This is a genomic window from Methylobacterium sp. WL116 (assembly GCF_008039455.1).
Classification (GTDB): Bacteria; Pseudomonadota; Alphaproteobacteria; order Rhizobiales; family Beijerinckiaceae; genus Methylobacterium.
The window spans coordinates 1-9,709 of record NZ_VRUV01000137.1; the positions used below are offsets into that span (position 1 = coordinate 1).

12 protein-coding genes are annotated in these 9,709 nt (G+C 70.6%); 7 read left to right on the top strand and 5 right to left on the bottom strand.

What is annotated here, in order from left to right; all coding sequences use genetic code 11:
* From FV223_RS12295 to FV223_RS12305, 3 genes are all read right to left on the bottom strand, one after another.
* Positions 1-373: ATP-binding cassette domain-containing protein (locus FV223_RS12295; protein ID WP_147727318.1), on the bottom strand; the 373-nt coding region annotated here is incomplete at its 3' end.
* A gap of 35 nt (positions 374-408) precedes the next feature.
* Positions 409-678: a type II toxin-antitoxin system RelE/ParE family toxin gene (locus FV223_RS12300; RefSeq protein ID WP_147727319.1), complete on the bottom strand. Its 270-nt coding sequence runs from the start codon at positions 676-678 to the stop codon at positions 409-411.
* On the bottom strand, positions 662-886 hold the full coding sequence (locus FV223_RS12305) for a TraY domain-containing protein (RefSeq protein WP_147727320.1): 225 nt from the start codon (positions 884-886) through the stop codon (positions 662-664). Before FV223_RS12305 ends, FV223_RS12300 begins: the two co-directional genes overlap by 17 nt.
* On the opposite strand from FV223_RS12305, the gene FV223_RS31750 reads away from it, so the two are divergent.
* A complete protein-coding gene (locus FV223_RS31750) occupies positions 885-1,304 on the top strand; it encodes a hypothetical protein (RefSeq protein ID WP_243988096.1) in 420 nt (139 codons plus the stop codon). The genes FV223_RS12305 and FV223_RS31750 overlap by 2 nt on opposite strands.
* 267 nt (positions 1,305-1,571) lie before the next feature.
* Entirely contained in the window at positions 1,572-4,283 is a 2,712-nt protein-coding gene (gene acnA, locus FV223_RS12315) for an aconitate hydratase AcnA (protein ID WP_147727321.1), read from the top strand.
* 106 nt (positions 4,284-4,389) lie between these two features.
* On the opposite strand, the gene FV223_RS12320 is transcribed toward acnA, so the two are convergent.
* Positions 4,390-4,992, bottom strand: coding sequence for a glutathione S-transferase family protein (locus FV223_RS12320; RefSeq protein ID WP_147727322.1), 603 nt, complete (start codon positions 4,990-4,992; stop codon positions 4,390-4,392).
* Between the two features lie 73 nt (positions 4,993-5,065).
* Between FV223_RS12320 and FV223_RS12325 the strand changes: the two genes are divergently transcribed.
* Both FV223_RS12325 and FV223_RS12330 read left to right on the top strand, forming a co-directional pair.
* Positions 5,066-5,752: a YafY family protein gene (locus FV223_RS12325; RefSeq protein ID WP_147727323.1), complete on the top strand. Its 687-nt coding sequence runs from the start codon at positions 5,066-5,068 to the stop codon at positions 5,750-5,752.
* Positions 5,753-5,890: 138 nt separating this feature from the next.
* Positions 5,891-6,574 carry a metal ABC transporter permease gene (locus tag FV223_RS12330; protein WP_147727324.1) on the top strand — a complete coding sequence of 228 codons (684 nt, stop codon included), beginning with the start codon at positions 5,891-5,893 and terminating at the stop codon, positions 6,572-6,574.
* 95 nt (positions 6,575-6,669) lie between these two features.
* Here FV223_RS12330 and FV223_RS12335 read toward each other — a convergent pair whose 3' ends face one another.
* A complete protein-coding gene (locus FV223_RS12335) occupies positions 6,670-7,773 on the bottom strand; it encodes an AI-2E family transporter (RefSeq protein ID WP_147727325.1) in 1,104 nt (367 codons plus the stop codon).
* A 241-nt stretch (positions 7,774-8,014) separates the two neighbouring features.
* Here FV223_RS12335 and FV223_RS12340 point away from each other — a divergent pair, with 241 nt between their 5' ends.
* From FV223_RS12340 to FV223_RS12350, 3 genes are all read left to right on the top strand, one after another.
* Complete coding sequence (locus FV223_RS12340; protein WP_147727326.1) at positions 8,015-8,323, top strand: acyl carrier protein; 309 nt, start codon at positions 8,015-8,017, stop codon at positions 8,321-8,323.
* A 94-nt stretch (positions 8,324-8,417) separates the two neighbouring features.
* Positions 8,418-8,909, top strand: coding sequence for a 3-hydroxyacyl-ACP dehydratase FabZ family protein (locus FV223_RS12345; protein WP_147727327.1), 492 nt, complete (start codon positions 8,418-8,420; stop codon positions 8,907-8,909).
* The coding region (locus FV223_RS12350; protein ID WP_147727328.1) for a beta-ketoacyl-ACP synthase at positions 8,906-9,709 on the top strand (804 nt) is incomplete at its 3' end. The genes FV223_RS12345 and FV223_RS12350, both read left to right, overlap by 4 nt.

Genomic DNA, 9,709 nt, shown 5'->3' on the forward strand with positions numbered 1-9,709 from the left:
AGGCGACCGGCAGGTCGAGCGCGTGGGCGAGGCCGAGCCGGTCGAGCGCCGCCCGCGGGCTCAGCCGCTTCGTCCCGAGAAGGCTTTGCGCGAAGGCGAGGTTCTCGGCCGCCGTCAGGCTGCTCTTCAGCCCGTCGCGATGGCCGACGGCGTGCAGGCACTCGGGCAGGGCCGCCTCGCCCATGTCGTGGACGGTGAGCCGGCCCGAATCCGGCCGCAGCCGCCCGGACAGGATCGCGAGGAGGCTCGACTTGCCCGCGCCGTTGCGGCCGGTGACGGTGATCGCCTCGCCCGGGCCGATGGCGAAGGTCAGCCCGGAGAAGATTTTTCGCCCCGAGCGGCGGCAGCAGAGGGCATCGACGGTCAGCCGCACGAAGGTTGCCTGTTCAGAGAATGAAACGCTTCGATCTACCGGTAGATCGCGCGCCGGTGGCCGATCCGTACCACGACGACCCTGACGGTCGCGTCGTCGATCGCAGCGATGATCCGGTAATCGCCGACCCGATATTTCCAGAGGCCGCCCAGCCGCGAACCTTTGAGCGCCTCACCGAGGCTTCTCGGATCGTCCAGGGGCGACAGGCGATCCCGCAGGAAACGGAGAATCCGCGCGGCGGCCTCACGATCGAGCCTATCGAGTTCGCGTTCCGCGGACCGTTCGAACTCAATCCGACAAGCCATGCCGATCTATCACCGCCTGCAGCGTGACGGTCCGGCTCTCGCCGCTTTTCAGAGCTGCGACCCGGCTCTCCGCGAGCTCGACGTCCTCGATCTCGTCGAGGTGGTCCTGGATCGCCTCACGCACGTGATCGTCCGCGCTGCGGCCGGTGCGTCGGGCCAGGGCGTCGAGGCGGCGTTCGATCTCCGGCGGCAGGTCGAGGGCGAGCATGGAAGTCTCCGAGGCGCGTCAGGCTTACGATGGCGGCGCGCATCCGTCCATTCTCGGCACCAAGCCCTCTTGCACGACGAGCCCACGGCACCCGCGCCGCCTTGCCCGATTGCGCAAGACGAAGGAGCCGCGCAACCTCACCGTCATCGGGCAAGCGGCGTTCCGCGATCGTGGGACGCCGGGACGCACCGCCGACACGGAGGATGTCGCCATGACCAAGCCGTCGCAATCCGCGAAGCTGCGCGTGAACGACCCGCGGGTCCGCACCGAAGCCGAGATGGCCCGGGATCCCGACGCGCTCGCCGGCCGCGCGATGGTGGAGGCGCGGGTCGCGCGCTGCACCGCGGACGAGCAGGCCGCGTTCTGGGCGGCGGTGCGGCGCTGCTTCGGCGGCCCGGCGCCGGAAGCCGCCGCCTGAGCCGGACGGGACCGAGGACGCGGGCGGACAGCCTCGCGGCACTGTCACCCGCGACCCGGTAGCGGGCAGATTCGAATCGTTCTATACGGTCCCCAGGCTGCGCCGCGCGACCTTCGAGCGTCCAATTCGCTCCTCGCGCACCCTCCTGCCCGGGCACCCCCGGGGCGGCGCGCGCTCCCTGCGAGCGCAGTCAGGCCGAACACCGGTTTCGTGGCGCGGGTTATGCCTGCGCGTGTTCGACAAACGCCAGCGAGGATCAGACCAGCCGTGGCTTCCATCGACAGCTTCAAGTCCCGACAGACGCTTCAGGCGGCGGGCAAGACCTACACCTACTACTCGATCCCCGAGGCCGAGAAGAACGGGCTCGCCAACTCCACGGCCCTGCCGTTCTCGATGAAGGTGATCCTCGAGAACCTCCTGCGCTACGAGGACGACCGTTCGGTCAGGAAGGGCGACATCGAGGCGACGGTCGCCTGGGTCGACAACCGCGGCAAGACCGAGACCGAGATCGCCTTCCGCCCCTCCCGCGTGCTGATGCAGGACTTCACCGGCGTGCCCGCCGTCGTCGACCTCGCCGCGATGCGCGACGCGATGGTGGCCCTCGGCGGCGACCCGCAGAAGATCAACCCGCTGGTGCCGGTCGACCTCGTGATCGACCATTCGGTGATCGTCGACGAGTTCGGCACGCCGAAGGCGCTGGCCGACAACGTCGCGCTGGAATACGAGCGCAACGGCGAGCGCTACACCTTCCTCAAGTGGGGCCAGTCGGCGTTCGACAACTTCTCCGTGGTCCCGCCCGGCACCGGCATCTGCCACCAGGTCAACCTCGAGTACCTGTCGCAGACCGTGTGGACGAAGCGGGACCCCGACGCCTCGGACGGCTCCGAGATCGCCTATCCCGACTCGCTCGTCGGCACCGATTCGCACACCACCATGGTCAACGGCATGGCCGTGCTCGGCTGGGGCGTCGGCGGCATCGAGGCGGAAGCCGCGATGCTCGGCCAGCCGCTGTCCATGCTGATCCCCGAGGTCGTCGGCTTCAAGCTCTCCGGCAAGCTGCCCGAGGGCACCACCGCCACCGACCTCGTGCTCACCGTCACGCAGATGCTGCGCAAGAAGGGCGTGGTCGGCAAGTTCGTGGAGTTCTACGGCCCCGGCCTCGACGAGATGGCGGTGGCCGACCGCGCCACGATCTCGAACATGGCGCCCGAATACGGCGCGACCTGCGGCTTCTTCCCGATCGACCGCAAGACCATCGACTTCCTGAAGGTCACCGGCCGCACCGACGAGCGCATCGCGCTGGTCGAGGCCTACGCCAAGGCGCAGGGCATGTGGCGCGACGCCCAGACCCCCGACCCGGTCTTCACCGACACGCTCGCGCTCGACATGGGCGACGTGCGGCCCTCGCTCGCCGGCCCCAAGCGCCCGCAGGACCGGGTGCTGCTCGACGCCGCCAAGCCCGGCTTCGCCGGCTCGATGGAGACCGAGTTCCGCAAGGCGGCCGACATCGCCAAGCGCTACCCGGTGGAGGGCGCGAACTACGACATCGGCCACGGCGACGTAGTGATCGCGGCGATCACGAGCTGCACCAACACCTCGAACCCGTCGGTGATGATCGGCGCCGGGCTGCTGGCCCGCAACGCGGTGGCCAAGGGCCTGCGCTCGAAGCCCTGGGTGAAGACCTCGCTGGCGCCGGGCTCGCAGGTCGTCGCCGAGTACCTCGAGAAGGCCGGGCTGCAGCAGCCGCTCGATGCGCTGGGCTTCAACCTCGTCGGCTTCGGCTGCACCACCTGCATCGGCAATTCCGGCCCGCTGCCGGCCGCGATCTCGAAGGCGATCAACGACAACGACGTCGTGGCCGCGGCGGTGCTCTCGGGCAACCGCAACTTCGAGGGCCGCGTGAACCCCGACGTGCGGGCGAACTACCTCGCCTCGCCGCCGCTCGTCGTCGCCTACGCCCTCGCCGGCTCGATGCAGATCGACATCACCACCGAGCCGCTCGGCACCGGCTCGGACGGCCAGCCGGTCTACCTCAAGGACATCTGGCCGACGACGGCCGAGGTGGCGCAGTTCATCGAGGCGAACATCACCTCGGCGCTGTTCAAGTCGCGCTACGCCGACGTCTTCACCGGCGACGCGAACTGGCAGGGGGTCGAGGTCACCGAGGCCGAGACCTTCGCCTGGAACGGCGGCTCCACCTACGTGCAGAACCCGCCCTACTTCGAGGGGATGCAGAAGGAGCCGGCGCCGATCACCGACATCCAGGACGCCCGCATCCTCGGCCTGTTCCTCGACTCGATCACCACCGATCACATCTCGCCGGCCGGCAACATCCGCGCGGCCTCGCCCGCCGGCGCCTACCTGCAGGAGCATCAGGTCCGGGTGCAGGACTTCAACCAGTACGGCACCCGCCGCGGCAACCATCAGGTGATGATGCGCGGCACCTTCGCCAACATCCGCATCAAGAACCAGATGGTGCGCGATCCCGCCGGCCAGGTGGTCGAGGGCGGCTGGACCCTGTTCCAGCCCTCGGGCGAGCAGATGTACATCTACGACGCGGCGCAGAGATACGCCGAAGCCGGCACCCCGCTCGTGGTCTTCGCGGGCAAGGAGTACGGCACCGGCTCGTCGCGCGACTGGGCGGCCAAGGGCACGAAGCTGCTCGGCGTGCGCGCGGTCGTGGCCGAGAGCTTCGAGCGCATCCACCGCTCGAACCTCGTCGGCATGGGCGTGGTGCCGCTGGTGTTCCAGGGCGAGACCTCGTGGGCCTCGCTCGGGCTCAAGGGCGACGAGACCGTCACGATCAAGGGCCTCGCCGGCGAGTTGAAGCCGCGCCAGACCCTGACGGCCGAGATCACCGCGGCCGACGGCACCAAGCAGGAGGTGCCGCTGACCTGCCGCATCGATACGCTGGACGAGCTGGAATACTTCCGCAACGGCGGGATCCTGCCCTACGTGCTGCGCTCGCTCGCAGCCTGAAGCTCGGTTCGGGCGGCCCTCGGGTCGCCCGGCCTCACGACACGTCGTCGAGCCGCCGCGGGTCCGTCCCGCGGCGGCTCTTTTCATGCGGTGCGTGCCGGTCGGATCAGGCGGCCGCCTGCGCCGCGTCGAACGCCGCCGCGAAGGCGGCGCCGGGCCGCGCGGTGCAACGATCGACCCAGGCATCGATGGCCGGCACGCCGGGCTTGCCGAACCACGCGAAGGGCGAGTGCAGCAGCAGGTCGACCGCGGTGAAGCGGTCCCCGAGCAGGAACGGGCCGCCGGCGAGTGCGGAGGCCAGGCGTGCCCTGGCCTCCGCGCCGTTCCGGAACGTCTGCGTCAGGAACGGGTGATCCAGCCCGGCGGCCTCGACGACCAGAACCGGCTCCAGCACGCCCGCGTACCAGGCGAGCCACCCGAGATAGGCCCCGCGCTGCCTGTGCCCGTGGGGGACGGCGAGCCCGGCCTTCGGGAACAGCTCGGCGAGGTACTGCACGATGGCGCTCGATTCGCGGACCAGCGTGCCGTCGTGGTCGAGCAGCGGCACCTTGCCCTCGGGATGCGGGTTGCCGGAATCGCGGGTCCCCGACCCGTCCCTGCGCGGGATGGTCACCCGCTCGATCCGGACGTCGTCGAGGGCGTCGAGCTCCTTGAGCAGGGCGACGATGCGGGTCGAGCGGCTGTTGGGGGAATGGTAGAGCGTGATCACGGCGATCTCCTGCTGGCGGGTCGGCAGGGGATGGTCTAGCCAAGGTCTCCTGCCAGTTTCCGTCAGTTGTACGATGGCCCGAGCCGATCGGCTTCTCCGACTGCTCCACGCGATGCGCGTCCTGCCGGCGCCGGTGACGGCGGCCCGGCTGGCCGAGGAGACCGGGGTGTCGTTGCGATCGATCTATCGCGACATCGACAGCCTGCGCACGGCCGGCGCCGGGATCGAGGGCGAGCGCGGCTACGGCTATCGCCTCGTCGAGGACGTCGCGCTGCCGCCGCAGACCTTCGACCGGATCGAGATCGAGGCCCTGGTGCTGGGTCTCGGTGAGGTCCGCCACATGGGCGACCCGGCGCTCGTGGAGGCCGCCGCCTCGGTGCTGGCGAAGGTCGCGGCAACGCTGTCCGACCGGCGCGAGCAGCACCTGCTCCACGCGGTGTCGCAAGTCCGCCGCTTCGGGACGCGCTACCCGGCGACCTTCGACATGACGACGATCCGCACCGGGTGCTGGCGCGAGGAGGCGGTGACCATCCGCTATGCCGACAAGGACGGAGCGACGACCGTGCGGACGATCCTGCCGCTCTCCATCGTCTACCTCGACGACAAGATGACGGTGCTGGCCTGGTGCTGCCTGCGCGCGGCGTTCCGCATGTTCCGCGCCGACCGCATCGCGGCGGCGGAACCGGCCGGCACCAGCTTCCGCCCGCGACGGGTGGCGTTGCTGCGCAGCTACGTCGCCGAGCTCGGCCGCCGCGGATGATGCGGGCCGGGCCCGCCGGCCGGGCGATGCGCGTCTGAGCCAGAAATAAGAGCCGGCGACCGCGAATAGATTGTGCGCAAGGGTGTTTTGCGGCCGCCGCCGCCCCATAACCTCCCGACCACAACCGGGAGATGCCCCATGAAGACCCTGAATGTCCTCGCCCTTGCCGGCCTGATGACCCTGTCCGGCGCCGCCCTCTCGGCCCAGGCGCTGGAGCGCGTCCGCGGCACGATCGAGAAGGCCGACGGCGGCATGGTGACGATCAAGACCGTCGACGGCGCGACCGAGACCGTCGACGTCGGCGGCGCCAAGTTCGCCTGGGTGGTGAAGTCGAGCCTCGACCAGATCAAGGACGGCGTCTTCATCGGCACCGCGACCAAGGGCGAGAACCCGATGACGGCGCTCGAGGTGGTGCTGTTCCCCGAGTCGATGCGCGGCACCGGCGAGGGCCATTACGGCTGGGATTCGATCACCGATCACACCGCCGCGGGCGGCACGGCGGTGAAGAGCTCGATGACCAACGGCACCGTCAAGGCCGAGTCGGGTACGCCGCGCGTCAAGAGCGCGATGACCAACGGCACGGTGAAGGCCGACACGGCCGGCGCCTCTGGCACCAAGACGCTGACCGTCGGCTACGGCAAGGACGGTGCGGCCAAGACCATCGAGGTGCCGCCGACCGCGCCGATCGTCGCCTTCGAGCCGGCCGACAAGGCGATCCTGATGCCCGGATCGAAGATCTTCGCCGTGGTCGACAAGGCCGGATCGAAGATCGAGGGCAAGCTGATCGCCGTCGGCAAGGACGGCCTCACCCCGCCGATGTGATCCCGGGCGCCGGCGGCACGCGGGTCAGTGCCGCCGCGCCTGACTGATCATGTCCGAACGGCCGCGGGATCTCGGATCCCGCGGCCGTTCGCATGTCAGGGGGCCTTCGCGTCTGCGCCGACCGTGAACTCGCGCCACAGCAGCATCAGCGCCGCCATCACCGCCGGGCCGAGGAACAGACCGAGCAGGTGGAAGGTCTCGACCCCGCCGAGGATGCCGAGCAGCACCCACAGGAACGGCAGCTTGGTCGTGCCGCCGATGAGCGCCGGGCGCACGAAGTGGTCGGCCACGAACGTCACGACGAAGCCGGCCACGGCCACGATCACCGCCGCCTTCACCGAGCCGGCGGCCACCAGCAGCAGCGCCGCGATGGCGATGGCGAGCGCGGCGCCGAACGGGATCATCGCGGCGACCGCGGTGAACGCGCCGAGCAGCACCGGGTGCGGCACGCCGGCGAAGTAGTAGACGATGCCGAGCACGACGCCCTCGCCGAGGCCGACGAGGACGAGGCCGTCGACCGTGCCGTGCACCGAGGCGACCATCTGCCGGCCGACCCGCTCGCCGCGCGGCCCGAACAGGCGGTTGCAGGCGACGAGGACCTGATCGCGGATGGTGCGGCCGTCGCGGAACAGGAAGAACAGCGCGACCAGGCTGAAGCCGAACAGCACGATGCGGTGCACCACCTCCTTGCCGACGTTGCGCGACACCCCGATCACCGAATTGTTGTCGAGCCTGCGCAGCATGTCGGAGCCGGCATCCGGATGGCTGAGGTTGGCGCTCCACCACGCCGAGGCCTGCGCCGCGCCGTAGGGCAGGTGGTTGACGACGTCCGGCACCGGAATGCCGTCCTTCTCGGCCGCGCGCACGAAGTCGAGGACGTCGTGGGCCTCGCGCGCCGCCTGGATGCCGACGACGACGAGCGGCGCGAGGAAGACGAGGGCGACGAGGAGCGTCGCGACGAGCGGGAGCACGACGTTGTGTCCGCCCGGCGGGAAGCGCCGCTCGACGCGCACGTAGAGCGGCCACAGCGCGATCGCGAGCACCACCGCCCAGGCCAGCGCCGGCAGGAAGCCGGACAGGATCCAGAGCCCGAGGGCGGCGAGCGCCAGCACCAGCACGACGCGGGCGACGCCCTGGCCCCTGGCCTTCTCCACCGGCGGAAGCGGCGGCGCGTGTTCGGTGCGAAGCGTCTGGTCCATCAGGCGGGTCCTCCGGCGCGATCCGCCGCGCGCTCATGTAGGCCGCCGCGGGACCTTTGCCATACGCGGAATCCGGGCCCCGGGGGCGGCACGGTTGCCGGGCCGGACCCCCTCGTGTAGAGGTCGCGGCCACATGACGGGGCGGCGCGCGGCGCCCTCCGCCACTGGGCCGTGCGGATGGGGGCGCCGCGTCGAGCACCGGCGGCGGCCCGTCGCACCAATCCCGATTCGGCGAGAACGCATGTCAGACCAGCCCAGCACCGGCACCGCCACCTTCGAGCGCGTTGCCGACATCATCGCCGACACCGCCGACATCCCGCGCGAGAAGATCACGCCCGAGAGCCACGCGATCGACGATCTCGGCATCGACAGCCTCGCCTTCCTCGACATCGCGTTCGCCGTCGACAAGGCCTTCGGGATCAAGCTGCCGCTCGAGCGCTGGACCCAGGAAGTCAACGAGGGCAAGGTCCCGGCCGAGGAGTACTTCGTACTGAAGAACCTCTGCGCCCGCATCGACGCGCTGGTCGCGGAGAAGGCCGCCAAGGTCTGATCCCGGGGTCTCGGCACCGAGACCGGCACCGGCAAGACCCGGGCGGCGACGCCCGGACCGAACGACCCTCCGAAAGCCTGCGGATCGGCAGCCCATGCGCCTCGAATATTTCGAGATGATCGATTCCGTGGTGAGCCTCGACCGCGCCGCCGGCCGGATCGAGGCCCTGGCCCAGGTGCCGATGGAGAGCCCGGTCTTCGAAGGGCACTTCCCCGGCCATCCGCTGGTTCCTGGCGTGCTGCTCACCGAGACGATGGCGCAGGCCTCGGGCTACCTCGTGCTCGCGCACCTGAACTTCGCGCAGATGCCGTTCCTGATGGCGGTGGACAAGGCGCGCTTCCGCTCCTTCGTCGGCCCCGGGGCGACGCTCAGCGTCACCGCGAGCCTGGAGCATGACGGCTCGGGCTACGCCGTGACCAAGGCCGCGATCCGCCACGACGGCAAGCTCCTGGCCGATGCCGAGCTCCGCTTCCGCACCATGCCGTTCCCGGACGGGCTCGACGCGCTGATGCGCGCGCGCACCGCGAAGATCGGCCTGGTGATGGACGGGGATCCGGCGGAGGCCCCGGCAGGAGAACCCGCATGAGCCGCGCCGTCGTCGTCACCGGGATCGGCCTCGTCTCCTGTGCCGGCGAGGGCCTGGCCGCCCATCTCGAAGCGCTCGCGGCCGGCACGCCGCCGCGGACCGACGCGACGACGTTCGCGCCCTATCCCGTCCACCCGGCGCCGGCGCTCGCCTGGGACGGTCAGATCCCGAAGAAGTCCGACCAGCGGCAGATGGAGGCGTGGCAGCGCCTCGGCGTCTACGCCGCCGGGCTCGCCCTCGACTCGGCCGGCGTGAAGGACGACGCCGCCTTCAAGCAGGCGCTCCACCTCGTGGTCGCGGCCGGCGGCGGCGAGCGCGACTACGCGGTCGACGGGGCGATCCTCACCGGCCTGCGCGATGCCGCCGATCCCGGCGCCTATCTCAACGAACGGTTGCAGAACGACCTGCGGCCGACGCTGTTCCTGGCGCAGCTCTCGAACCTGCTCGCCGGCAACATCGCCATCGTCCACGGCGTCAGCGGCGCGTCGCGCACCTTCATGGGCGAGGAGGCGGCCGGCGTCGACGCGCTGCGCATCGGCCAGGCGCGGATCGCCTCCGGCCAGATCGACGCGATGCTGGTCGGCGGGTCCTACAGCGCCGAGCGGCCGGACGTGATGGTCGTCCACGAGATGGGCGGTTTCCTGCGCAAGCCCGACTATGCGGCGGTCTTCGCACGCGAGGACGCACCCGGGTTCATCCTGGGCAGCTGCGCGGCCTTCCTGATGCTCGAGGCCGCCGAGACCGCCGCGGCCCGCGGGGCGCGGGCGCTCGCCCTTGGTGGCGGTGCCGATGAAGGTGCC

What these genes read in the sequence shown, in the direction of transcription:
- FV223_RS12340 (WP_147727326.1), top strand. Translation starts at nt 8,015, where the DNA reads ATGTCAGACCAGCCCAGCACCGGCACCGCCACCTTCGAGCGCGTTGCC.
- FV223_RS31750 (WP_243988096.1), top strand. Translation starts at nt 885, where the DNA reads ATGGAAGTCTCCGAGGCGCGTCAGGCTTACGATGGCGGCGCGCATCCG.
- FV223_RS12345 (WP_147727327.1), top strand. Translation starts at nt 8,418, where the DNA reads ATGCGCCTCGAATATTTCGAGATGATCGATTCCGTGGTGAGCCTCGAC.
- FV223_RS12325 (WP_147727323.1), top strand. Translation starts at nt 5,066, where the DNA reads ATGGCCCGAGCCGATCGGCTTCTCCGACTGCTCCACGCGATGCGCGTC.
- FV223_RS12300 (WP_147727319.1), bottom strand. Translation starts at nt 678, where the DNA reads ATGGCTTGTCGGATTGAGTTCGAACGGTCCGCGGAACGCGAACTCGAT.
- FV223_RS12305 (WP_147727320.1), bottom strand. Translation starts at nt 886, where the DNA reads ATGCTCGCCCTCGACCTGCCGCCGGAGATCGAACGCCGCCTCGACGCC.
- FV223_RS12330 (WP_147727324.1), top strand. Translation starts at nt 5,891, where the DNA reads ATGAAGACCCTGAATGTCCTCGCCCTTGCCGGCCTGATGACCCTGTCC.
- FV223_RS12335 (WP_147727325.1), bottom strand. Translation starts at nt 7,773, where the DNA reads ATGGACCAGACGCTTCGCACCGAACACGCGCCGCCGCTTCCGCCGGTG.